This is a genomic window from Clostridium sp. HBUAS56017, assembly GCF_007115085.1.
Lineage (GTDB): Bacteria > Bacillota > Clostridia > Clostridiales > Clostridiaceae > Clostridium > Clostridium cibarium.
In genome coordinates this window covers 286,603-310,677 of sequence record NZ_SULK01000003.1, presented here as the reverse complement: position 1 = coordinate 310,677, position 24,075 = coordinate 286,603, and the positions used below count along the sequence as shown (strand labels likewise).

General features: G+C 28.1%; 25 protein-coding genes and 1 riboswitch. Of the genes, 22 read left to right on the top strand and 3 right to left on the bottom strand.

Annotated elements, in window-relative coordinates; translation table 11 throughout:
* Positions 1–86: 86 nt before the first annotated feature.
* From FAY47_RS05185 to FAY47_RS05175, 3 genes are all read right to left on the bottom strand, one after another.
* Entirely contained in the window at positions 87–581 is a 495-nt protein-coding gene (locus FAY47_RS05185; protein WP_143315373.1) for a hypothetical protein, read from the bottom strand.
* A 23-nt stretch (positions 582–604) separates the two neighbouring features.
* Positions 605–1,213 (bottom strand): J domain-containing protein, encoded by a 609-nt coding sequence (locus FAY47_RS05180; protein WP_143315384.1) that lies wholly within the window; start codon positions 1,211–1,213, stop codon positions 605–607.
* A gap of 79 nt (positions 1,214–1,292) precedes the next feature.
* On the bottom strand, positions 1,293–2,210 hold the full coding sequence (locus FAY47_RS05175) for a DUF5685 family protein (RefSeq protein ID WP_143315372.1): 918 nt from the start codon (positions 2,208–2,210) through the stop codon (positions 1,293–1,295).
* Between the two features lie 145 nt (positions 2,211–2,355).
* Between FAY47_RS05175 and FAY47_RS05170 the strand changes: the two genes are divergently transcribed.
* The 22 genes from FAY47_RS05170 (at position 2,356) to FAY47_RS05065 (ending at position 24,066) form a co-directional block, all read left to right on the top strand.
* Positions 2,356–2,979, top strand: a complete 624-nt coding sequence (locus FAY47_RS05170) for a hypothetical protein (protein WP_143315371.1) — start codon at positions 2,356–2,358, stop codon at positions 2,977–2,979.
* 129 nt (positions 2,980–3,108) lie between these two features.
* Positions 3,109–3,642, top strand: a complete 534-nt coding sequence (locus FAY47_RS05165; RefSeq protein ID WP_143315370.1) for a hypothetical protein — start codon at positions 3,109–3,111, stop codon at positions 3,640–3,642.
* Positions 3,626–4,021 (top strand): GntR family transcriptional regulator, encoded by a 396-nt coding sequence (locus FAY47_RS21130; RefSeq protein ID WP_143315369.1) that lies wholly within the window; start codon positions 3,626–3,628, stop codon positions 4,019–4,021. The genes FAY47_RS05165 and FAY47_RS21130 overlap by 17 nt, the downstream gene beginning before the upstream one ends.
* Complete coding sequence (locus FAY47_RS05155) at positions 4,008–4,901, top strand: ABC transporter ATP-binding protein (protein ID WP_143315368.1); 894 nt, start codon at positions 4,008–4,010, stop codon at positions 4,899–4,901. Before FAY47_RS21130 ends, FAY47_RS05155 begins: the two co-directional genes overlap by 14 nt.
* Complete coding sequence (locus tag FAY47_RS05150; protein ID WP_143315367.1) at positions 4,885–5,934, top strand: hypothetical protein; 1,050 nt, start codon at positions 4,885–4,887, stop codon at positions 5,932–5,934. Before FAY47_RS05155 ends, FAY47_RS05150 begins: the two co-directional genes overlap by 17 nt.
* 93 nt (positions 5,935–6,027) lie before the next feature.
* Positions 6,028–6,249 carry a hypothetical protein gene (locus FAY47_RS21125; RefSeq protein ID WP_143315366.1) on the top strand — a complete coding sequence of 74 codons (222 nt, stop codon included), beginning with the start codon at positions 6,028–6,030 and terminating at the stop codon, positions 6,247–6,249.
* Between the two features lie 111 nt (positions 6,250–6,360).
* The gene (locus FAY47_RS05140) at positions 6,361–7,071 is read left to right on the top strand and encodes a pseudouridine synthase (RefSeq protein WP_143315365.1); all 711 of its coding nucleotides are present in this window, start codon (positions 6,361–6,363) and stop codon (positions 7,069–7,071) included.
* A gap of 126 nt (positions 7,072–7,197) precedes the next feature.
* Entirely contained in the window at positions 7,198–7,380 is a 183-nt protein-coding gene (locus tag FAY47_RS05135) for a hypothetical protein (RefSeq protein ID WP_143315364.1), read from the top strand.
* Positions 7,381–7,468: 88 nt separating this feature from the next.
* The gene (locus tag FAY47_RS05130; protein WP_143315363.1) at positions 7,469–8,011 is read left to right on the top strand and encodes a class I SAM-dependent methyltransferase; all 543 of its coding nucleotides are present in this window, start codon (positions 7,469–7,471) and stop codon (positions 8,009–8,011) included.
* Between the two features lie 121 nt (positions 8,012–8,132).
* Positions 8,133–9,029, top strand: coding sequence for a MurR/RpiR family transcriptional regulator (locus tag FAY47_RS05125; RefSeq protein ID WP_143315362.1), 897 nt, complete (start codon positions 8,133–8,135; stop codon positions 9,027–9,029).
* A 115-nt stretch (positions 9,030–9,144) separates the two neighbouring features.
* Positions 9,145–10,014: an SDR family oxidoreductase gene (locus FAY47_RS05120; RefSeq protein WP_143315361.1), complete on the top strand. Its 870-nt coding sequence runs from the start codon at positions 9,145–9,147 to the stop codon at positions 10,012–10,014.
* Positions 10,015–10,154: 140 nt separating this feature from the next.
* Positions 10,155–10,595, top strand: a complete 441-nt coding sequence (locus tag FAY47_RS05115) for a hypothetical protein (protein WP_143315360.1) — start codon at positions 10,155–10,157, stop codon at positions 10,593–10,595.
* A 169-nt stretch (positions 10,596–10,764) separates the two neighbouring features.
* A riboswitch (M-box (ykoK) riboswitch) is annotated at positions 10,765–10,926 on the top strand.
* 190 nt (positions 10,927–11,116) lie between these two features.
* A complete protein-coding gene (gene mgtE, locus FAY47_RS05110) occupies positions 11,117–12,445 on the top strand; it encodes a magnesium transporter (protein WP_143315359.1) in 1,329 nt (442 codons plus the stop codon).
* A gap of 137 nt (positions 12,446–12,582) precedes the next feature.
* Positions 12,583–13,800 (top strand): peptidase T, encoded by a 1,218-nt coding sequence (gene pepT, locus FAY47_RS05105; RefSeq protein WP_143315358.1) that lies wholly within the window; start codon positions 12,583–12,585, stop codon positions 13,798–13,800.
* 457 nt (positions 13,801–14,257) lie between these two features.
* Positions 14,258–15,223, top strand: a complete 966-nt coding sequence (locus tag FAY47_RS05100) for a radical SAM protein (protein WP_185966727.1) — start codon at positions 14,258–14,260, stop codon at positions 15,221–15,223.
* 99 nt (positions 15,224–15,322) lie between these two features.
* Entirely contained in the window at positions 15,323–17,302 is a 1,980-nt protein-coding gene (locus FAY47_RS05095) for a glycoside hydrolase family 13 protein (RefSeq protein WP_185966726.1), read from the top strand.
* A gap of 23 nt (positions 17,303–17,325) precedes the next feature.
* Positions 17,326–18,843 carry a glycogen/starch synthase gene (locus tag FAY47_RS05090; RefSeq protein ID WP_143315355.1) on the top strand — a complete coding sequence of 506 codons (1,518 nt, stop codon included), beginning with the start codon at positions 17,326–17,328 and terminating at the stop codon, positions 18,841–18,843.
* Complete coding sequence (locus tag FAY47_RS05085; protein WP_207706220.1) at positions 18,794–19,873, top strand: glycosyltransferase family 2 protein; 1,080 nt, start codon at positions 18,794–18,796, stop codon at positions 19,871–19,873. The genes FAY47_RS05090 and FAY47_RS05085 overlap by 50 nt, the downstream gene beginning before the upstream one ends.
* Positions 19,874–20,149: 276 nt before the next feature.
* Positions 20,150–20,911 carry a sugar phosphate isomerase/epimerase gene (locus FAY47_RS05080; protein ID WP_185966725.1) on the top strand — a complete coding sequence of 254 codons (762 nt, stop codon included), beginning with the start codon at positions 20,150–20,152 and terminating at the stop codon, positions 20,909–20,911.
* A 67-nt stretch (positions 20,912–20,978) separates the two neighbouring features.
* A complete protein-coding gene (locus FAY47_RS05075) occupies positions 20,979–22,166 on the top strand; it encodes an MFS transporter (protein WP_143315353.1) in 1,188 nt (395 codons plus the stop codon).
* A gap of 40 nt (positions 22,167–22,206) precedes the next feature.
* The gene (locus tag FAY47_RS05070) at positions 22,207–23,211 is read left to right on the top strand and encodes a hypothetical protein (protein WP_143315352.1); all 1,005 of its coding nucleotides are present in this window, start codon (positions 22,207–22,209) and stop codon (positions 23,209–23,211) included.
* 36 nt (positions 23,212–23,247) lie between these two features.
* Positions 23,248–24,066 carry a radical SAM protein gene (locus tag FAY47_RS05065; protein WP_185966724.1) on the top strand — a complete coding sequence of 273 codons (819 nt, stop codon included), beginning with the start codon at positions 23,248–23,250 and terminating at the stop codon, positions 24,064–24,066.
* Positions 24,067–24,075: the final 9 nt, after the last annotated feature.

Here is a 24,075-nt window from a genome sequence, read left to right as displayed (position 1 = left end):
ATGAACCGCCGTATACCGAACGGTACGTACGGTGGTGTGAGAGGTCGGTAGATAAAATAATTATCTACCTCCTACTCGATTTTCTTCTATTTTAATCTTTTAAATTTTTCAAGATAAAAGCTTATAATTACAGTAATAGCATAGTCGTAAATAAGAAATACTACTTGACCTGCTAGAAATAAAGCCCACATAGGTAACTTTATTTCTAAATCACCTAGTAAAGATGACATGAAGAATAAGCTAATTACTAAGACTATATTAAAGAAAATTAATTTTAATAAAATCTCTAATGGAAGTTTATTTATTTTTTCTATAAAATATTTAACTATACCATAGACTCCAAAAAATATTCCATACATAATTGCACGGTTAGTTGGAAGGATGAAAAAACTGATGATAGTGCTTGCAATATATACAAAAGAAGCTGTTTTTATATTACTTCTAATAATAGTAATAGGTATAAAACATGAAGCAACAGTCAATATTGCAAAGGTATTTATAGTTATAATATTGGTTAAATATAAAACTATTATACTTAACGCAACCATTATGCCACCTAATGTTATATCTTTAGTTTTCATAAACATCCTCCTTTAAAAATTTATTAGCAACAACCGATTAAGTCTCCACCCATACATTCACAAATGCTATCTAGACACCAAAGATTAATGCAACAATCGCATGCATTTGGAGAGCTTTGAGTAGTTCTGTATGGATTTCCATAATTCATAGTTCTTGAGTTTAATTGTTGTAAGGTTTGTTTGTATTCAAAATTATTAGGATCCATATTAGAAGCAGTTCTAATATTTTGTAGAGCAGAATCATACCATCCTTTGTTCATATGTACAACTCCCATTAAATAATACCATTCTGCTGATCTATCTGTAACTCTATTTAATATAGCTTCGGCTCCTCTTGTATCTCTTCTCTGAAGACAAGCTCTTGCCTGTGCTAATTCTTGAGAGTAGTTTCCGCTATTAGTATAACTTGATGAGCTTCCAGAATTACTTGAATAATTATTGCTGTTTCCATTTCCGCTTGATAAAATTCTATATGCTTCATTAACTTCAGCTAACTTTTCTTGTGCAAGTTCCTGAAGTGGATTATCAGTAAATTGATCTGGATGATACTGTTTAACTAATTTTCTATAGGCACTTTTGATTTCTTCTTGTGAAGCACCGGGCTTGATACCTAAAACCTCATATGGATTCATGGCTAAGTCACTTCCTTTCGTATTCATAAAGTATGTATTAATCTTCTTTAATTATGATTATACCATAATTGAAGAATTCTTATATATAGGCATTATGTAAATCTTTCTTTTTATTCTTTTTACACTTACAACCGTTAGCGGCGTTAGTGTATTTATCCATTAGTCCTAAGTTTACTATGTTTTCGAGAATTTCTCTATTTCTTTCAAGACTTAGTTCATTTAGCATATCTCTACATGTGCAAGCAGAATTAAGTATGCTAAATTCTAATCTACTTTTAATAGTTTGAAAAAATTTATCATAAGGCAAATTATCTTTATTATATAGATAATTTAATGGATTAAATTTATTTTTTTCCATATCATCTTTTAAATCATCTAAAGCATCAACTAAGTAGATCCATTTACCTAATGAATAACCTAAAGAATAGAGCTTGCTTCTAGTTTCTTCTGAATCATCAATTATTTTATGTGGATATAGTTCTAAAATTTTACCTACAATTATACTAAAAGGATCACATATTTCATCGATAGAAGTAAAATTTTTTGATTTTTCAAGTTTTGTTAGATTACTTAGATTTTCCTTTATTATTTCATTAATATGAGTAATTGATTTAGAAAACTTTTTTTTATATGGAGATAAACCTAATGCAAAAGTTCTACTTTTTAAGTCATTATCATCATTAATATCATCTAATATTTTAAAATATACTAATGAAATATTCATATTTGCAGCATAGCTTAAAGCATTATTATCTAGTACCACAAGTTTCTTGTTTGTAGGATGCGACATACATCTTTTATATTCTACCTTGACTTTATCTGGATTTAATCCATCTAAAAGTAGAGCAAGAAAAGTCATATCATAATTTAAAGTCATTCTAGGAATATTGCCAAAGTGTTTTTTTATACTAAAGCATAGCCCACAGTAATAAGCTCTAAATTGATTAAAATCTTTAACCTTAAGTTCTGATTTTAGAGGAACTACATAGCCGAACATTAAAACCCTCCTAAAATTATTTAATATACCTATTATACATAATAATATATGAATGTACAATTTAAGAAAAAATCAAGATAGAAGTATTTTTATGCTTTTTCGAGCATACTAAATCTAGAAGAAAAAAGGGAAAGGAGTAGCTAAAATGCCAATAGAATTTATCACTTCTATAATATCTGCCTTATCTATTCTTACAGGTTCTTTGGTTGGAGCGTTTTGCAGTTGGAAAATAAGCCGAAAAATGCATGTTGAAAAAATTAGAGAAGAATATAAGATTATTAAAGAGAACCGAAAATATGAAGATACTTATAGAGCTAAGGCAGTTTGCAACAATGCTAATGTGATAAGGTTGGATATTTCTACAGCACTTTTTCAGAGCATAAGGAGTCTTCAAAATGAAAGTGAGGAAAAGAAGTATTTATATATTTTGCCGGTAAATAGAAAGTATTCTGAAGCAGTTGCTTCTTTAAGTGACAAATACACATTAAAAGAATTAAGTGCTATTTATCAATTGTATGGAATTATAGAAAAAGTTAATAGAGATATTAATGCATGGACATTAGGGGATAATGAATCTTACGAGAAAGTAAAAACAGGGTTTACAAGTATATTATATAAAATCTATGGAGATGAATGTACTAAAATTCTTAAAATAAATCCAGATGAGGTTTGTTATGAAGATTTATATAAAAATGATTATATAAAAACATCTTATAAGGAGCTTTTATGCAAGCTAGATGAATTATGCTTAGTTGAAAATTTACTATAAAAAAAGATTCTTAAGGAATACTTAAGAAATAATAAGATGAAATTAATTGAATAATGTGGTAAATATATTTAAACTTGAAGTGTACTATTGTTATTAGTACACTTTTTATAATTTAAAAGGGGGAATAAAATGAAAAAATCCAAGGTTTTAACACTTGTTGGAATACTAATAATAATTACAGTAATACTTGCAACCGTTGGAAAATCTCATTCTTATGAAAAAAAGATGCACTATAATTCTACTGATGAAGTAATTGCTGAATTAAACTCGAAACCTTTAGCAGCTTTTAAAGATAATCGTAAAATTCATGGTAATATTATTTATAGCGATTCATTTTATGAATGTCTTTCTAAGCGAAAAAGAGTGACTTGCCCTGCAATAGATTATTCTAAACTTAATGTTAGAGTGAACAATGAAAAGAATAATGAAGAGAATAAAGAAAGAATTAAGGCCAAGTATATTTCTTTAGGAAGAAACATAAATAGCTTTAAAGAGACTGAAAAGATTGAAGCTTGCAGTCTTACTGGGACTAGCGAAGATTTATATGACAAAAGTGTAAATAAGATTGATATGGATGTTGTATTTATCGATGAAGGCGAAGGATGGGTTATAGATTATTTTATGATAAATTCTCAAGGTAATAAAAATGATCCAAATAAATAGTAGGAGTGTAATCCCTATATATGAGCAGATTAAATTAAAAATTAAGGAACTTATTTTGAAAGATGCATTAAGGGAAGGTGATAAGTTACCTTCAGTTCGTGAGTTAGCCTATATTATGAGCGTTAATCCCAATACTATAAGTAAGTCTTATTTAAGTTTAGAAAGGGACGGGCTTATAGAAACCATTATAGGAAAAGGAACCTTTGTCAAATTAGGTGCAAATAGTATTTTAAAAGTACAAAGCAAAAAGATTCTTGAATTAGATATAGCAAAGTTATTAAGTAATGCTAAAAGACTTAATTTAACTTTAGCAGAAATCGTAAAAATGGAGACAGAAATCTTTGAAAATATTCAGGAGGAAGAGAATGGTAGAAATTAAAAATGTTTCTTTGGAGTTGGATGATAAAGAAATTTTGCATAATATTAATTTAAATATAGAAAAAGGGAAAATTTATGGGTTGATTGGTCCAAATGGAGTAGGAAAGACAACTTTAATTAAATGTTTAACTGGTATTTATAAGCCTAGTACAGGTGAGATTTTATATGATGGAGAAAATGTCTATAATTCACCTAGAATTAAAATGAAACTTTCTTATGTAGCAGATGAAAATAACTTTTTTTCCTCCTTTACAGTTAAAGATATATTAAAATATTATAAGCTATCCTATGAAAACTTTAATGAAAATAAGTTTCATAAATTAAATAAAATATTTAATATACCTTTAAAAAAACATTTTTATCAGCTATCTAAAGGTATGAAGATGAGAGTAGCTTTACTTGTAGCTTTAGCATCAGAAACTGAATATTTAATTATGGATGAACCTACATCGGGATTAGACCCAATATTAAAGAATAAATTGTTAAAGTTGTTAGTTAATGAAGTTGCTTTAAGGCAGGTAACTATAATCATAAGCTCTCATCATTTAGGCGAACTTGAAAGAATATGCGATGATGTTGCTATTTTAGATGGAGGAAAAATATCATATAAAAATACATTAGAAGATATGAAGAAGAAGATAAAAAAATTACAGATTGCTTTTGATTCACCAGTTTATGAAGAAGATTTAAATTTTAATGGCATTTTCAAAATGACCAGGGTAGGTAGAGTTTTTACAATAATAACTGATAACTTTGGAGAAGATCTCATAGACGAAATTAAGAAATTTAAGCCTCTTTTTATAGAAGAAGTTGATTTAAGCCTTGAAGATATATTTATATATAAGGTTGAAAAGGAGGAGTTAGATGAAGAAATTATATAATAAAGCATTATTGTATCAATACTATCATTCAGGAAAATGGGCATTGATTTTAGGCTCAATTATCTTTGCAGTAGCTAACTATTTTGGATCTATTGATTCAATTAATTATTTGAAATTTAGAATTTCTTCTTTAGAAGGTGATAGGATTAGCAGAGGTAGTGCTTTTTATATATTTGTTGAACTATTTGTATTATTTATGATATATGTGTTAATTACGGGAATAAATAAAAGAAATAATTTGACGTTTTTAACAAGTGGCCCATATAGCAAAGAAGAGATTAAGAAAAATCAAATTATATTTCTTCTTATAAGCCTTACAATTTTAACTTTAATATATATATATATTTATTTGTGTATCTATTATAGAGAGAGAGAAGTTTTAATGATTTCAGTAGGTTGGTTGCCTACGCTAATTAAAGATATTATTAGGTTAATTGTATGCGGACTAGCTTTTATTAGCTATTTAGTATTAATGGATACTTTGTTTTCAAATAGTGGAATTACAATTTTTTTAATTATATTCACTCCTATTGTTTTTATAGTAGATTTATCAATGTGTTTTTACTTAAGTGATGTATTTAAAGGCTATTCCTTATTTCCTGGAGAAGTGGGAGTTTTCATTTCAAAAATGTTACACATAGTAAGTGATTATGTATTAAACTATAAAAATGTTGTAATGATTGGGCACGTTGAAGAAATATTAGCTATTATTTTGATTATATTCGCTACTGGAATTTTCTTTTTATTAACATGGTTAATAAACAAGAAACTTATAATAAATAATATAAACAAATTTTTCAATTTTAAAATAGTGGAGAAAATATTTTATTGGACTTTTTCTTTTAGCATAATGTTACTCATTACTGTTATTATAGCCTCAATGTACGCAGTAGTTTATTTACAAGATATATATTTTGGCCAGGTGCGAACTATTAATGGTACCATTATAGCTTTATCATTGATTGTGGGAATTGGAGTAATTGCTGCTATTTTTCAAAGATTAATTAGGAAACTAATGAAAAAGTTTATTTAGTTAAAGTTTCTTATGTTAAATTAAAGTATGTAGAACAAAACTCTTGTTTTAAGAATACAATATAGTAATCTAATGAATAGGAGTTGAGTAACTATGTCAAAATGTTGCTGTAGAACAAATAACTGTTGCTGCAATAATAACAGAAACAATTGTTGTGGTGGCTTTAATAATTGTGGTGGATTCGGTAACTGTGGTGGATTTGGCAACTGTGGTGGGTTTGGTAACTGCGGTGGATTCCCATTTTTGTGGATATTATTATTGTTTGGCGGCTTCGGTTGCGGTGGATTCGGAGGATTCCGAGGCGGCTGGTTCTAGTAAACTTAAAGGGTATCATTTTGATACCCTTTACTCATTTAATTTTATATTTGATATTTTTTAAGTAGAAGGATATAATCAAACTAAATATAATCATGGAGTGATATTTTAATGGAAGAAAGACTACAAAAGTATATGGCAAGATGCGGAGTTGCTTCTAGAAGAAAGTGTGAAGAACTCATTTTAGAAGGAAAAGTTAAGGTTAATGGAATAATTATAGATAAATTAGGTATAAAAGTTAATGAAGCCATTGATAAAGTAGAATATGATGAAGAAATTATTTTACCAGAAGAAAAGAAATTGTATATAATGCTAAATAAACCAGAGGGTTACATAACATCAGTTAAGGATGAAAAAAATAGACAAACCGTATTAGATATAATAGATGTTGATGAAAGAATTTATCCTATAGGTAGATTAGATTATGATAGTTCAGGACTATTATTATTAACTAATGATGGAGAGATCTATAATAAAATAATCCATCCAAGAGTGAAAATTGTTAAAGAATATATTGCCACAGTTAAAGGGGAGTTTAGAAAAAATGAACTTGAAAGATTTGAGAAAGGTATAGATATAGGTGGCTATATTACAGCTCCTGCAAATATAGAACTACTTAAATTCAGTGATGGAAAGAGTACAGTCAAGATAGGGATTCATGAAGGAAAGAATAGGCAGATAAGAAAAATGTGTTCAGCATTAAAACATGATGTAATCTCACTAAAGAGAGTATCTATTGGAGAAATTAAACTTGGAAATTTAGAAAAAGGGAGATATAGAAATTTAACAATAGAAGAACTAAATTATATAAATAATTTATGATTCTTAATTTTGTTATAATGTACAAATATATTTGTATTAGAAATTGGAGACGTATGTTGTTAAGGGGTGTATAATTGTACTAGTAAGTGAATTTATTACTAATATCAATTATTGGGAGGGTCTGTTATGAAAACATATTATGATCTATGTTTGGAATTTGCGCAACTATGTTCTCAACTAGAATTTTTAATGGATAGTAAAGAAAAATCAAAATCAGAAACAGATATAAAATTATATGATGCTAAAATTGATAGAGTTGATAAAGAATTGCATGAATTAAAAGATTTTTTAAAAAGCAAAGAAGTATAATAGAATTAAATTAAAAGAACTTTTTCAAATTATTGATTTCCTATGCAATAATGTTTGAAAAAGTTTTTTCTTTATAAAGGGGGATTAAATGTATAAGTACGTAGGCGACATTAGCGTATTGGCTCACTACATAATAAAAGAATTTTTAGAAAATAAGCTGGTTGCAATAGATGGAACTTTGGGAAATGGATATGATACAGACTTTCTATCTGAACATTTTAATAAAGTATATGCCTTTGATATTCAAAAAAGTGCATGTGAGAATTATATAATGAAAGGAAAGAGTAATGTTAGTGTAATTAATGATTCTCATCACTTATTAAATGAATATGTAAAGGAAGAGGTAAATTGTATCATATATAATTTAGGATTTTTACCTGGAGGGGATAAAAACATTACAACTGAGCATAATACATCATTAGAAAGTATAAAGAAAGGTTTAAAATTGTTATCCTCTGGAGGAATTATTGCAATATCAATATATACAGGGCATAATGAAGGAAAGAAAGAAGAAACTTGCATTTTAGAATATCTTCAAAGGTTACCTAAGTCCAAGTATGGAGTAATGGTGCATAGTTATTTAAATAGGACTAATAACCCTCCAAAGCTTGTTATAGTTGAAAAGAAATAGATGGTAAACAATTTTTGTGTGAATAATTATACAATTTTTATTATTGAATAAAATTGCATAAGGTGGTAGAATTAAATTGCAAATGTTATAAAAATTTAATGCGTGATAGGGTGAATATTTAATGGATAACGAGGTAAACAATCAAGTTAAGGACTTAATGAGGATTATTCAAATTAAGTTTCAAAGGTTAAGTAAGGGGCAAAAACTTATAGCAGAATATATTCTGAAAAATTATGATAAGGCTGCATTTATGACAGCAGCTAAGCTTGGAGATTCTGTAGGGGTTTCTGAATCAACAGTAGTAAGGTTTTCTAATGAACTTGGGTTCTCAGGTTATCCAAAGCTTCAAAAAGCATTACAGGAGCTTATTAAAAATAAATTAACAACAGTACAAAGACTTGAACTTTCTAAGGATTTTATTTCAACAGGTGATGCACTTAAAGGTGTTCTAAAAGCAGATATGGAAAATATCAGAGCAACTCTTGAAAAAATTAATCCTTATACTTTTGATGAAGTGCTAAACTCTATTTTTAAAGCAAAAACAATATATATAATTGGGTTAAGAAGTTCTACTACTTTGGCTGAGTTTTTAGGTTTTTATTTAAATATAATTTTACAGAATGTTAGAATTGTTAGTTATGGAATTTCTGATATATTTGAACAAATGATAAACGTGTCAGAAGGTGATTTAGTAATAGGAATTGGATTCCCTAGGTATGCAACTAAAACTATTGATGTTTTAGATTTTGCAAAGAAGAGGAAAGCAGAAGTTCTTGCTATCACTGATAGCTTATTATCTCCGTTAGCAGCAAAAGCTGATTTTACATTAATTGCTCAGAGTAATATGGCATCATTTGTTGATTCTTTAGTTGCTCCTTTATCTGTAATTAATGCACTAATCATTGCAGTTGGAATGAGAGAAAAAGAAAACATTTCAGATATATTTACTAACTTAGAAACAATATGGCAAGATTATAATGTTTATTCATATAATAATAAAAATATTCTTGAGGATTAAATCTATGGACAACTAGTAATTAGAATAATTACTAATTGTCCATTATTTTTTATAACTATAATTATTTTAGTATATACACATAATAATGAGGAAGTATTATTAAGGAGATGATGTTATGATTGAAAAGACTTTTCCAAAGAATTTTACTCCTCAAACGCAAGATACACAACCTGGAATAGAAAGTAAAATGAATCCAGTTCCTATATTTGAACAAGGGGAATATACATTTGATGCTAATAGATTAAAAGATAAAGTAGCTGTTATTACTGGCGGTGATAGTGGAATTGGGAGAGCAGTGTCAATAGCTTATGCGAGAGAAGGTGCAAAAGTTGCAATAGTATATTTGAATGAAGATCAGGATGCTGAGGAAACAAAGAAAATAGTTGAAAATAATGGAGGAACTGCGTTATTAATAAAAGGTGATATTGGTGATGAAACTTTTTGTCAGAGTATTATTAATACAGTAATAAGTTCTTTTTCAAAAATAGATATTCTAGTATGTAATTCGGCAGAACAGCATACAGCAAATAGCATAGAAGAGATTACATATGAACAGCTAGACAAAACTTTTAGAACAAATGTTTATGGATCTATTTTTATGATAAAAAATTGCATTAAACATTTAAAAGAAGGTTCTTCTATAATAATTACAACTTCTGTTACAGCTTATCAAGGTAATGAAACTTTAATTGATTACTCATCAACAAAAGGTGCATTGGTATCTTTAACAAGATCCTTAGCTAAGAATTTAGCTCCTAAGAATATTCGTGTAAATGCTGTAGCTCCAGGTCCAGTATGGACTCCTTTAATCCCTTCCACCATGCCTTCTTCAGATGTACAAGAATTCGGCTCCAAAACAGCATTTAAAAGAGCAGCACAACCAGTTGAACTAGCAGAGGCTTATGTTTTCTTAGCTAGCCAAGGGGCATCATTTATAACTGGAGAAGCGATACATGTAAACGGAGGAGAATTTGTTAATTCTTAATATATGACTTGCTTGCCTGCAATAATATCCAACTATTCAGCAAAAATGCTTAAAATTTTCTTAAAAAAAGTATAATTGGGTTTATTTTACTAGTTTTTAATGGTAAAATTAAACTAAAGCAAATAGTAGGAGGCGAGGAAATGATTGAGAATCTAAAAATGGCCATAAGTGATAATAATTTAGAAAAAGCAAGACGAATACTAAGAGATGAACTAATTAATCGAAATTACCCAGGTGAAGTTTTTAAAGAAGCCTTAGATTTAGCAGAATCTTATAATGTTTTTGAAGAACATAATAATGAAGAATTCTTGCCTGATTCAAAGAAGTTTACTAAGGAATATCTGGAAAAATTGAAAGAAGGATTAGATAGTAATTTTTCTAAAGAAAGGTTCGTAAAAGCATATTATGTTGCTAGAAGACTTGAAAAAGCAAATGACTTTATTGATGAAGATAGTTACGACGTTAGAGTTTATGATCATTATAAAGATTTCTTTTTCCGAGCACAACTTGGCACTGCAGTTGCTACTATAGCAGCTATTGGTATTGGTGTTTTACTATATAAGAGGCATAAGAGAAAGTAGTAAAAAGATACTGTCATTTAATAATGATAGTATCTTTTTTTAGTTAGATATTAAAACTAGAAGATAAATTAATTTCTACTTTAAGATAATCTTAATTTATTTTTAATATTCTATATACGTAAATTCATTGACCAATTTAAACTAAAAGAATATTATATATAAGGACAAAAAAATAATTTGTTAGGTGAGGCTCCTATAAAGATATACGCTACTACCCAGAAAAATCGAGAGATTCCAATGGGTTAACAAAAATCATCGCAAAGGTGATTTTTAACGTAGCTGGCTTAAGTCAAAGCTTTATAGTGCTAAAGCTCTACATAAAAGAAGATATATTAGACTTTTTAGGGTAGAGCTTAAAAAGTCTTTTTTATTCTGTAAGTAAAGAAAAGGTGGTGGTGTAAATGGACTTGGACCCTAGTAGTAGTCTGAGAAGGAAAAATGAATACAAAATATTAGAGGAAGATGAAATTTATACGCTTAATATATGTTTTATCTATCTCTAAATCAAGGAGGTATGTAAAATGAAAGAAGAACTATTAAAAGTTTTACTTGATGGAAAGAATGAAGAAATAAATGAGATTATAGAAGATGTACATCCAGCAGACATATTAGATATAATACATGAAAATGAAAATGAAATTTATAATATATTAAATAGATTACCAGATTGGATGATAGCGCATATAATCGAAGAAGAAGATGATGAAGAGAAGTATGAAATCTTAAAAGTTTTTTCTGAAAATAAGCAAAGAAAAATTATTGAAGAAATGTCTTCAGATGAATTAACTGATCTTGTAGGTACTTTAGACGAGGAAGAATCTATGCATATATTTGAAAAGATGAATGCAGAGGATAGAAAGGACGTAAGTAAGCTTTTAACCTATGAAAAAGATACCGCTGGTGGTATCATGGCTACAGAATTTATCTCAATTAGAGAGAATAAAACTGTAAAGGACACATTAAAATATTTGCAGAAAGTAGCGCCAGAGGCTGAAAGTGCATATTATCTATATGTAACAGATAAAAATGAAATATTAAAAGGTGTTTTATCTTTAAGAGATTTAGTTAGTTCAGATTTTGAGACTAAAATATCAGATATAACAAACACTAATGTTATATCAGTAAAATATGATATTGACCAGGAAGAAGTAGCTAACAAGTTTGAAAAGTATGGATTTTTAACTATGCCAGTAATAGATGAAAAAAACAAGTTACTTGGAATAGTTACTGCAGATGATATTATTGAAATAATAAAAGAAGAATCTACAGAAGACATTCATCGTCTTGGTGGAGTTGATAGAGAAGAAAAAATAGATGGATCGCTAAAAATTTCGATAAATAGTAGATTACCATGGTTATTTGTAAATTTATTAACTGCAATACTTGCCGCAGCAGTAGTTGGGATGTTTGAAGGAACAATAAGTCAAGTAGTAACATTAGCTACATTTATGCCAATAGTTACAGGAATGGGTGGAAATGCAGGTACCCAATCTTTAACAATAGTAGTTCGTGGTATTGCTCTTGGAGAGTTAACAGGTGAAAATGCAAAACGAATATTTATTAAGGAATTATTTGTAGGTATATTTACAGGCATTGCTCTTGGAGCTGTTATAGCATTATTAGGTTATTTCTGGGAAAGAAATGTTGTTTTTGGCATTGTAATTGGAATTGCTATGATTCTTAACATGGCCTTTGCAACAATGTCTGGTTTTTTAATACCAGTTATTTTAAAAAAGTTAAAAATAGATCCAGCATTAGCTTCAGCAATTTTTGTTACAACAGTTACTGATGTTTTAGGATTTTTCTTCTTTTTAGGACTTGCAACAATATTTATTCAATATTTAATATAATAAGAAAAAGTTATGGAGATAAACTAAATACAATATGAAAAGTTTATTTCCATAATTTTTTTTTCAAATGTACAAATATATCTAAAATAGTGGTAGTATATAAGTTGAAGAAAACAATGGATAAGGAGTGAATATATATGAAAGCGTATGAACGTTTATTAAAATATGTTAAGGTACACACTACTTCTGATGAAAGCTCTGAAACAATTCCAACAACTAAAAGACAATTTGATTTAGCAAATATTTTAGTTGAAGAGATGAAGGAACTTGGAATAGAAGGCGTACGAGTTGACGACAAGTGTTATGTTTATGGATACATTCCTGCAACTAAAGGCTATGAAACAAAACCAAGTATAGGTTTAATAGCACATATGGATACAGCGCCAAGCGCAAGCGGAAAAGGTGTTAATCCACAAGTTATAGAAAATTATAATGGAGAAGATGTTTTACTAAAAGGAGATAATTCGGTATTATCTGTAGAAAAATTTCCAAATTTAAAAGAATTAAAAGGTAGAACTCTTATAACTACTGATGGAACTACTCTTTTAGGAGCTGACGATAAAGCAGGTATAGCTGAAATTCTTACAGTTTGCGAGATTATATTAACTGAAAATATACCTCACGGAAAAGTATGCATTGGATTTACTCCTGATGAAGAAGTAGGAAGGGGAGCAGATCATTTTGATGTAAAAGGATTTGGTGCTGATTTTGCATATACAATCGATGGTGGAATAGAAGGAGAAATTTCTTATGAGAACTTTAATGCTGCAAAAGCAATAGTTGAAATAGACGGTGTTCTCGTTCACCCAGGAAGTGCAAAAAATACAATGATTAACGCATTAAATGTTGCTTGTGAATTTAATTCAATGTTGCCACAAACTGAAAGACCTGAACATACAGAAAATTATGAAGGATTCTTTTATTTAGAGAGCTTAAACGGGGATACAGCCCATGCTACTATGAAGTTTTTAATTAGAGATCATAGCAGTGAAAAGTTTTTAGAGAAAAAAGATACTCTAATACACTTAGAAAAGATATTAAATGAGAAATATGGCGAAGACACTGTAAAAATAGATATAAAAGACCAATATAAAAACATGCTTGAACATATTAAACCTTGTTTGCATCTAATAGAAAATGCAACAGAAGCTATGAAGACTTTGGGTATTACTCCAGTTATTGAACCAATTAGAGGAGGTACTGATGGAGCAACTCTTAGCTATAATGGTTTGCCATGTCCTAACTTAGGAACAGGAGGGTTTGCATTTCACGGAAAATCAGAACACATTACTGTAGAGGGAATGGATCTTTGTACGAATTTAATTGTTGAAATTTTAAAAAGATATTCAAAATAAAAAAGTAGACTTATCATTTTTTTGGTAAGTCTACTTTTTTTAATATTCATAAGTAGTCCTAATGTATTATTCTTCTTGCTTTCCACACTTTTTCTAAATCAGATATTTTAACTACATTTCATGTTTGTGGTGCATGTATCTCGATATATATTTGATAATACTATTTAACAATAGTAAATATATTTCCTAAAAAGGGGGATTTTTGTCTTTAGCAAAAATCTTCCTTTATTTTAAAAAAATAAGTTAAAAGATAGTATATTTTACGCTTTTTAAAAAATATATTCTTTTGTAAAGAAGATAAAAAAGTAATAAAAATATACAAAAATTAATAATTGTAAATTTATATATAATTATGAAATAATTCAATATGTTGACATATATGTATTTAATGTGTAAGATTATAAATACATTAGGTAAAATATGGGTAATAGGGAAGAAATTTGAGGAGGGATTTTATATGAAAAATAAAAAATCAATTATTTGGAATTTAACAAGAGCATGTGCATGGAACTGTAAGTTTTGTTGTGTATCGGCAAAGTACGTAAAAGACTTTGAAAAAATTAACTTAGGAAGAGATGAAAATTATAGATTTCAAGGGGAACTAGATTTTAATAGTAAGGTAAGGATAATTGATCAACTAAAGGAAGGGGATTTTAGAATTGATTTTTCAGGTGGTGATCTTCTTATAGATCCGTTAAATCTGGATTTAATTATATATGCATCTGAAAAATTAGGAAAAGAAAATGTAGGAATAAGTATATCAGGAGCATTTGTAACAGAAGAGATAGTTGAAAGGTTAAGAGGCAAAATAAATGATGTAGAAATAACTTTAGATTATCTTCCATACTATCATTATAAAATGAGACCAGCCGGATATCACGAATATGCTGCAAAGGCAATGAAGCTCTTTGAAAGTGCTGGATTTGTTGTAGGAGCTCAAACAGTTATTACAAAAGATAATATATCAAAGGAGAAACTAATGAATTTATATAGTTGGTTGGAAGAAAATAAGATTGATGAATGGAGTATTTTAAGATTTTTCTCTTCAGGAAGAGGAAAATATTTCAGTGAATTGAAACCTACACATGAAGAATATTGTCAAATGGTTGATTATATTAAGGAAATTACAGCAAAAGGTAATATAAAAGTTGATTTTCAATACTTGCTACCAAATCATGAAAAGTACACATTAGACTGTAGAGCCGTAAAAAGATCTATTGGTATTTTAACTGATGGTACAGTGGTAGGCTGTTTTTGGGCATTAGACGAAAATATGAAACCAGTAGATGATAGATATATTTTAGGAAAGCTTCCAGATATGAATATATATGATATCTTAGAAAATAAAAAATCAAAATATTGGTTAGAAAATGAAAATTCATGTGGATTTTTTACATACGAAGAATTAGAATGTATGGTTTAGATATTTTAATATGAATCATAATTTAAAGACAATTAGTTTTTGTGAAATTTATGCAATCTTAATCTTGGAAAGGTTAGAAAGGAGTAGTAATTTAATATCATGCAAAAATATAAAAAAGAATTTGTTATAAATACAGATCCTGATGTAAAAGAATTAATTTTTGGGGCACTTCCATCTGAGGGTAGGTATTTTACTAAAAAGTGTAAAGGTTTAGGCGAAGGTAAGTTTTGCGTTGAGGTTGAAGCCCCAAAAGGAGATTTATATTATCATTTCAAGATAGCGGGAGAAGAAGATAAAATTCTTTTAGATCCTAATAATATGCAAGATGGGGCAAAGAATTGGCATTCTATATGTAGGATTGGAACAACGAGTTTTAATCAAATCGAATTTGAATTAACCCCTTCTTATATCGCTGAAATAGAAGGTGGTTATATTGAGATTAAAATTGTATCACATCAAGAATGGATTCAAAATATTACACTTATTGTGGAAGATAAAAATGGCATATTAACCGAATATAAATGCGAAAATCATTATACAAATGGAGTGAAAAAATACTTTAGATGTGTTATAGAAAAAGAGAAAATAGAAGATGAAAAATTCTGCTTCAAAATATATAGTAAGGAAAATATATATTATTTTTGTGCAAATCAATTGCTAAATAAAAAGATAGAAAAATTATTTGATTGTAGTTTAGTTAGATTTAATTATGTTCCTATTAGTAATACTGGAGTAGTGTATCATATTTTTCCTGATTCTTTTGCAAGAAGTGGACAAACTACTATTGAGGGGAGAGAAATGCTTGATTGGGATAGCGAACCTCGTAAAAAAGCATTCTTTGGTGGTAATTTAAAAGGGATAATAGATAAGCTTGACTATATAAAGGAACTGGGGATTTCATACATATACATGACCCCAATATTTTATGCCAATAGTAATGATAGATACGATTGTATAGATTATATGAAAATAGATCCAATGCTTGGAGATGAAGAAAATTTTCATAAGCTAGTAACTGAGGCTCATAAAAGGAACATAAAAATTGTATTGGATATAGTATTAAACCATTGTGGTACAGAATTTTGGATGTTTGATGATTTGTTGCGTAATCAAGAAAAATCGAAATACAAAAATTATTATATAGTATATAAATATCCAGTAAAATTCAAGCCTAATAGACCCAATTATAGTTGTTGGTGGGATTATGGAGAAATGCCTCAGTTCAATCTTGATAATAAGGAAGTTAGGGATTATTTATTAGGATGTTGTAGATATTGGATAAAAAAATATTATATTGATGGTTGGAGGATAGATGTATCTTCTGAATTATCACATGATTTTTTAAGACTTTTTAGAAAAGAAATGAAAGCTCTAAATAAAGAGGTTGTGGTAATTGGAGAGAATTGGAAAGACTCTAGAACTTTTTTAGAAGGTGATCAGTTAGATGGTGTAACAAATTATTTAATCTGGTGGAAAGCTTTTGAACCTTTCTTTTCTGGCGGGAAGTTAAAAATTAGTGAACTTGCAGATAATTTAATGAGTTGCTATTTTATATATCCACATAATAGAAGTATTGAAAATTGGAATGTTCTTAGTAGTCATGATGTACCAAGGTTTTCAGGAAAGTTATTAAATGAGGAAGACATAACTAATGCTATTTTTTTACAAATGGTTATACCGGGGAATCCAGTTATTTATTATGGTGATGAAATAATGATAAAAGGGGATGATACCCCTAATAATAGAAGAACAATGAAATGGGATATTGTAAATAGAAACCCTGAAGTTTTACAGTGGTATAGAAAGTTAATTCAAATTAGGAATAAATGTGATGCAATTAAGTTTGGAACTTTTTATATAAGATTGGCTGATGATGAAAAAAAGGTATTAATTATTGAACGAGAATATAAAGATGAACATATTTATTGTATATCTAATTTATCTGATAAAGATATATGTGTAGATGTTGATAAAGTTTTAAAAGTGGAAAACTTTGTTGAATTATTAAGTGACAAGGAAGTTGGTAATCAAGCAAAAGTAAACAGAAAGTCATCTATTATTTTGAGAAAGGCAATTTAATATAAAATGGAGGAAAGTTTATTATGAGTTTTAATGAAAAAGTTATTATTCACATAGGAGCTGAAGTTGTCCCTTTTTCCAAAATAGGAGGATTAGGAGATGTAATAGGAAGTCTACCAATGTACTTCAGCAAAAAGACAAATTGGAAAAACGTTGTTATAACCCCATATTATTCGGGAATTAAAGAGAATTTACACAGCTATAAGGTATTTAATATTTGCTTTAATGCAGTGAGTTATGAAGCAGAGGTATTGTATGCTAAAAGAGATAATGTTATATATTATTTCGTAAAAATGGAGGAAGCTTATGCAATGCAAGATGGGTATTTAGATGGTAACAAACCATATCTAACAGATGTTGGATTGGAATATTTACTTTTTGGTAAATGTATAGCACATTTTATTAAGGATATAAATTTCAAGAATGTTGTTCTTATAACTCATGATTGGCATGCTTCTGGTATATATCCTTATATAAAGAATATTAGTGAAAATATCATTGATACCTTGCATATTATACACAATTACCAGCATCAAGGGCAGCTATATCCGGACATATTTAACTTCTTAGAAGATGATATTAGGATAATGGGAAATGAAATACTTAAGTATACTGAAACTATATCTATGAGTGCATTTGCAATATTTTATGCTAATCATATAATTACTGTTAGTAAGAATTACGCGAGTGAACTATTAGAAAAACGCGTTGCTCATCCTGGTTTGGATTACTTTGAAAAAGCTAAGAAGGAAGTAATAGGTATTATAAATGGGATAGATGAGGAAAAATGGAATCCATATAAAAGTAATAGTACGGTTATACCATATAATGCTAACTACATTGAAAATAAAGTAAAAAACAAAGAAAAGATTAAAGAAAAATATAATATTAAGACAGCCAACTCCAGACCATTATTGTTGATTCTTTGCAGACTTACCCAGCAAAAAGGATTGGATTTATTTATAAATATGGGGAATCGAAGAGTTTTTGATTATGTTAAACGTATGAAAAATTTAATTTCCTTAGGAGTAGATATTATAATATGTGGTGTGCCAGCAGGTGGTGTTGGTGGAAAAGTAAATAAGCAACTGTTAGAAATTGAAAGAGAAGTTGGATTAAATTTTCGCTATTTAAATAGATACTCAGATTCATTAGCTGAAGAATTACTAGCAGGAAGTGATATATTACTTCATCCGTCAAATTATGAACCATGTGGATTGACCCCAATGTACGCTATGAGATATGGAACTATTCCTATTGTTACTAAGATTGGAGGATTGGTTGATATAGTGAAAGATATAAAACTTGATGATAAAAATGGAACTGGATTTGTTATGAAAGATGTGTCATACAATTCTCTTTATGAATCAGTGCAAGAAGCAAAATTGATGTTCAAGGATAAAGTTAAATGGAATAATATGATGAAGAGAGGTATGGTAAAAGACTTCTCATGGAGTAAGAGCATTGATGAATATGTGAAAGTAATAGAAGGTGAAGATAGAGATGGAACCACTAATAAGCATAATTATGCCTACTTATAACAGAGCTAAAATTATTAAGCGTGCCATTAACTCTGTATTAAATCAGACTTATGATAATTGGGAATTAATTATTATTGATGATTATGGAAATGACAATACTAAAGATTTGATAAAAGATATTTATAAAGATGAAAATAGAATAAAGTTTATATTAAACAAAAGAAAAAAAGGAATTGCTGGTGCAAGGAATACAGGAATAATGGAATCAAATGGGCAATATATAGCATTTCTTGATTCAGATGATGAATGGATATCTTCGCATTTGAAAGATTTATTGACATCTATGATGGAGGAAAAAATTCATTTAGGATTTGCACTATGGAAAGAAGGAAAAGAAGAGAATTTTATAGGTATTGATGAAAATAACTTTTACAAAGAGTTATTTAAAAAAAGCGTGAAAGAATTAGATTCAGTTGATAAAGAAAAATATACAATATATCAAAAAGACTTTTTTGAGTTTACTATGAAAACATATTTTTATTGTTATCATATTAATACCATGATAATTAAAAAAAGAATTTTAGATGAATTAGGTCTATTTAATGAAAATTTAGGTACAAGTGAGGATAATGAATTTTTGTTTAGAATTTTGAGCAAAACTGCTTTTATTTTATATAAAGATTATCATTATAAGTATTACCAAAGTGAAGATAGTGTATATGCATTTATTGACAGAGAGAAGATAACTAAGGATGAAATTTTAAGTAATAGTGTAACTATTGATAAATTAACAAAGTTAGGTTTAGATAAAATAGTAGTCAGAAAAATAAGTTTAAAACTTATTAAGGAGTTGCCGTTTATTAAAGATAAAAAGGAATGCCGTGACATAATAGAAGATGCTATATATAGTAAGCTATTGACGTTAGGATATATTAATTTAGAAGCAAATCGAAAAAATGCCATCAAGTTTTTAGGACAAGCATTTTGTCATAAGCCAAATTTAGTACCATTAAAGATGATATTTGAATGTATTTTTGATAGAAAGAATAAATTTAATTCTTTAAGTAAAGAGCAATTAAATCTATGGTAAAAGTCTAATTAAAATTGGAGGGATTACAATAAAATGTATCTACAAAAGGATTAATAGAAATATATGTTCATAAAGCATAATTAGCAACCATGATATGTATTTGATTATAATTGAAGCTAATACAATGATATTCTTTCATTTGTTTTGGTTAGAGTTTTAATTGTAAGATTGTGGTAATGGTTTTTTCGTTAAAAAACTTTGTAACCCTTGGTATATAAGAAAATAAAAAGGTATTGTAAGAACTCTATACTAAACGTTTAAATGGGGGAGAAAATTATGAAATTAGGAATAAGTGTTAATAAAGATGATTTAAGTGAACTTAAGAATATAAAAGGATATGATTTCTTAGAATTATCAGACTTTATTTTCCCAGCTAGTATATCAAAGGGAGAAGAAATTATAAAAGAAGCTTTAGAGTGCAAAATTACAGATTTATTAGGTATGGAAGGACCAATTCGTGATATAAAGCCAGAAGCAGGAGATGAAGATATAAAAGAAATAACTATTACTAGATTTAAAACTTTAATTGATTTAGCAAGTAGCTATAATATGACATACATATTGTTCTTTACTACGTTTGATAATTTAGTTAAATTTAATTCTTATTCAGATATGTGGTTAGAAAATAATAAGAAGTTTTGGAAAAAGTTAATAAGTTATGCTGAAGCTAGGAAAGTTATGTGTTTATATTGTAATGTATGGGATGATGAACCTTATTTATTAAAACAATTATTTGATTATATTAAGTCTGATTACTTTAAGTTTGCATTTGATATAGGACATGCTAATTATATATCGAAATATTCTTCATCAGTATGGATACAAGAATTAAAAGAACATATAAAATATGTAGCAATTCATGATAATAACGGAGAGAGGGATGATCATTTAGCTATTGGAAGGGGAAATATAAATATAAAAAAGATAGTAGAAGAAATTGAGGATAAATGCAAGGAAGTGACATATTGCATTCAATTATTTAATAAATCTGAGATTCAAGAATCTATTAATATGCTAAACGAGTATATTAGGAGATAATTTTAAATAGTAGCTAAGATTTCTATAACTTTTGATAGTAAAGAATTTTTGTTAGGAGAAGAGTTAAATGAAAGAAAAAGGAGTTTTATATAAAGTTTGCTTAACTAATTTACTACTTGGATTAGGATTATATAGTGCAATCGAAGTAGCATACTTACAATCAAAGAATATAAGTTTAGTATATATTTCAGCGCTAAATTTATCTATTCCTCTACTTACTGCTTGTTTAGAAATACCAACAGGAATAGTAGGCGATTGGTTAGGACGAAAAAAAGTGTTACATCTAACATATATATCATTTTCCATATCAACATGTATTTTATTGTTTGCAAACCATATAGCAATAATATTTTTGGCATATGTATTAGAAGCTTTAGGTTGGAGTTTTTACAGTGGAAATACAGAATCAATTATATATGAATTAAGTGAGAAAAAGAAGTTAGATACAAATAGATCACTTGGTAATTTTTATGCGAGCTTAAGCGTTGGATATTTGCTTTCTGGCATTATTGTAGGATTATTACCAGGAAGTTATTCTGAAGATATCTTTAAATATGCTTTAATTGCCACCCTTATCTTTAGAGTTGTATCTACGATAATAGTTTATACATTAAAAGGCATAAATTCAGAAGGTGATAGTAAGAAAACTCCAATTGAATTGTTTCGTAAAACACTTAAGGTGTTTTTTAAAGATAAAAAAAGTATATCTATATGTGTGTATGAAGCCATGGGAAGATTACAGTTCTATTTACCAGTTATATACCAACCGATTTTATTTATGAAAGGTATGTCTGTAAAACAGGTTGCTATTATATATTCCATTACTCAATTGGCTCAAAGTTTATCTCAAAAATTTTCACCTATGGTAGTTGAAAAGTTTAAAATTCCTAGGCTGATTAAATTTGGACCTATAATACAAGGACTGTTCCTTTTACTATTAGTTTCAAATAATTTTCTATTAATTCTTTTAGGGGTTGTTGTAAGTTATTGTGCCATACCATTAAAAGGACAATGTATAACTTTGCTTAAACATGAAGAAGTAGACAATGAAATAAGGTCTACATTCTTATCAGTTATTTCTTTAGCAACATTGATAATTAATTCTATATTCTTGTCAATATGCGGAAAAATAATATCCTATAATACAATCGCTGGTGTAACATGTTTAGCTATTACATTAATAATAATTAGTGGAATAGCTGTTAATAACATTATTGCTTCGTCAAAAGATAATTTAATTAAGATTGAAGAATAGAGTAATTTGTTTGAGAATATGAAAAATTGGAGATGAAAGTGTGGATAAAGTAATTTTTTTATTTTTAAGTCTTGTATCTGGTTGTGTTGAAATAGGTGGAGTTGTATATGGGATATCGATAGATTTACCTGTTTTGCAAGTTGCTGCATTAGGATTAGCTTATCAGATAGGAAATTTAGTGCCTAATCCGTTCAAATTAAATAAGAAAGTAACAGCTATTACAGCATTTTTAAGCATGGGATGTTTTGTTATCTATGAATTTGTAATTTCTAATTATTGGGTTTTGGTTTTGGGATATATATTTATTGCTATGACTATACAATCAGTACGTTCTTTACAAAAGGATAAGGTCAGTACTACAGTTAAAAGAACTTTTAGAATATTAGGATTTGTTATTGCACCTTTTATTGGAGTAGAGCAAAATATAATTATATCAATAATATTGATATTTATTGTAGTATATTCTAAATACAAAATAAAAGAGTCTAAATTTATAAAACCGAGTTTTAAATTTATTAATGGGATTATGGTAATTCATCAGATGCATTATTTTGCTTATGTCTATTTTATATTGATCATAATTAGTAAACTTACTAGCAGTTTTGGTATTAAAGTAATTGGAATATTGGTTATGGCTGGCTGGATAACATATACCAGTGTTTCACATATAATTAAAGGGAAAAATTATAGGCAATATTTTATTGCAGGTCATTTTATTCTTTCAATTATTTTAATATGTTTAGCGAAGAATTATGATAATATGTTTGCAATTATTTTTTGGATAGCAACTGGCTTTGGTGGAGGTACTGTGTATTGCATTGGAGAGGTTAATAAAATTAATCAGGACTGTAGTAAGGGAGATATAGTGTTTTCTGAAAATATAGGGCATATTTTTGGAGTTATTGCAGGTATGTTAGTTTATTGGATTTTTAATGATTTGAGAGCTCCCATATATTTAAGTGCTTGTTGTGCAATTACAGCATTTATCTTAATGTTTATATATGGATTGTTGAAAAAGGATGTTGCAAAGAAAGAATTAGCTTAACTAATACTCAAGTTAATAGGAAAGGTCTAAAGTATTATGATTAATATAAAAAAAGTTGCAGTAAAACAAGTTAATACAAAATCAAAGTTACCTGATTCAGATTATGTAATAAATCCATATGTAGGTTGTCCTCATGGATGTATATATTGCTATGCTGAATTTATGAAACGATTTACTGGGCATGGTGATGAATGGGGGAGTTTTTTGGACATAAAATGTTGTGGTAAAAAAATAAATTTAAAACCCATGACTAATAAAACAATTTTATTAAGTTCTGTCACTGATGCTTATAATGTATATGAAGGTAAGTATAAAGTAACGCGTGGAATATTGGAGCAGTTAGTGGATGTTGATGCACGAGTTGAGATATTAACAAAATCAAGTTTAGTTTTAAGAGATATTGATCTTTTTAAGAAATTTAAGGATATACATATAGGGATATCTTTAAATACTTTAGATGATGAGTTTAGAAGGAAAATTGAACCGAGAGCATCATCAGTAGAACAGAGAGTAAAAGCTATTAAAAAATTGAAAGAAGAAAAAATAAAAACATACTTATTTATGTCACCAATGTTTCCAGAGATAACAAATTATAGTGAAATAATTGATTTCATTGGTGATGATGTTGATTATTATTGTTTTGAAAACTTAAACTTAAGAGGAAAGTACAAGAAAAGGGTACTGGATTTTATTGTTGAATATAAACCAGAATTAAAAGAGATTTATGATGATATATATATTAGCGGAAGAAACACTTATTGGAATTGTATTGAGGAAAATATTGTAAAGAAATGCAAGAAAGATAATTTAGCGTACAAGATTTATTTTTATCATGATAAAATAAAAAAGAAATAGATATAGTTC

Excerpts from the sequence above, each read along its gene's own strand:
- FAY47_RS05185 (WP_143315373.1), bottom strand. The coding sequence starts at position 581 with ATGAAAACTAAAGATATAACATTAGGTGGCATAATGGTTGCGTTAAGT.
- FAY47_RS05180 (WP_143315384.1), bottom strand. The coding sequence starts at position 1,213 with ATGAATCCATATGAGGTTTTAGGTATCAAGCCCGGTGCTTCACAAGAA.
- FAY47_RS05175 (WP_143315372.1), bottom strand. The coding sequence starts at position 2,210 with ATGTTCGGCTATGTAGTTCCTCTAAAATCAGAACTTAAGGTTAAAGAT.
- FAY47_RS05170 (WP_143315371.1), top strand. The coding sequence starts at position 2,356 with ATGCCAATAGAATTTATCACTTCTATAATATCTGCCTTATCTATTCTT.
- FAY47_RS05165 (WP_143315370.1), top strand. The coding sequence starts at position 3,109 with ATGAAAAAATCCAAGGTTTTAACACTTGTTGGAATACTAATAATAATT.
- FAY47_RS21130 (WP_143315369.1), top strand. The coding sequence starts at position 3,626 with ATGATCCAAATAAATAGTAGGAGTGTAATCCCTATATATGAGCAGATT.
- FAY47_RS05155 (WP_143315368.1), top strand. The coding sequence starts at position 4,008 with ATGGTAGAAATTAAAAATGTTTCTTTGGAGTTGGATGATAAAGAAATT.
- FAY47_RS05150 (WP_143315367.1), top strand. The coding sequence starts at position 4,885 with ATGAAGAAATTATATAATAAAGCATTATTGTATCAATACTATCATTCA.
- FAY47_RS21125 (WP_143315366.1), top strand. The coding sequence starts at position 6,028 with ATGTCAAAATGTTGCTGTAGAACAAATAACTGTTGCTGCAATAATAAC.
- FAY47_RS05140 (WP_143315365.1), top strand. The coding sequence starts at position 6,361 with ATGGAAGAAAGACTACAAAAGTATATGGCAAGATGCGGAGTTGCTTCT.
- FAY47_RS05135 (WP_143315364.1), top strand. The coding sequence starts at position 7,198 with ATGAAAACATATTATGATCTATGTTTGGAATTTGCGCAACTATGTTCT.
- FAY47_RS05130 (WP_143315363.1), top strand. The coding sequence starts at position 7,469 with ATGTATAAGTACGTAGGCGACATTAGCGTATTGGCTCACTACATAATA.
- FAY47_RS05125 (WP_143315362.1), top strand. The coding sequence starts at position 8,133 with ATGGATAACGAGGTAAACAATCAAGTTAAGGACTTAATGAGGATTATT.
- FAY47_RS05120 (WP_143315361.1), top strand. The coding sequence starts at position 9,145 with ATGATTGAAAAGACTTTTCCAAAGAATTTTACTCCTCAAACGCAAGAT.
- FAY47_RS05115 (WP_143315360.1), top strand. The coding sequence starts at position 10,155 with ATGATTGAGAATCTAAAAATGGCCATAAGTGATAATAATTTAGAAAAA.
- mgtE (WP_143315359.1), top strand. The coding sequence starts at position 11,117 with ATGAAAGAAGAACTATTAAAAGTTTTACTTGATGGAAAGAATGAAGAA.
- pepT (WP_143315358.1), top strand. The coding sequence starts at position 12,583 with ATGAAAGCGTATGAACGTTTATTAAAATATGTTAAGGTACACACTACT.
- FAY47_RS05100 (WP_185966727.1), top strand. The coding sequence starts at position 14,258 with ATGAAAAATAAAAAATCAATTATTTGGAATTTAACAAGAGCATGTGCA.
- FAY47_RS05095 (WP_185966726.1), top strand. The coding sequence starts at position 15,323 with ATGCAAAAATATAAAAAAGAATTTGTTATAAATACAGATCCTGATGTA.
- FAY47_RS05090 (WP_143315355.1), top strand. The coding sequence starts at position 17,326 with ATGAGTTTTAATGAAAAAGTTATTATTCACATAGGAGCTGAAGTTGTC.
- FAY47_RS05080 (WP_185966725.1), top strand. The coding sequence starts at position 20,150 with ATGAAATTAGGAATAAGTGTTAATAAAGATGATTTAAGTGAACTTAAG.
- FAY47_RS05075 (WP_143315353.1), top strand. The coding sequence starts at position 20,979 with ATGAAAGAAAAAGGAGTTTTATATAAAGTTTGCTTAACTAATTTACTA.
- FAY47_RS05065 (WP_185966724.1), top strand. The coding sequence starts at position 23,248 with ATGATTAATATAAAAAAAGTTGCAGTAAAACAAGTTAATACAAAATCA.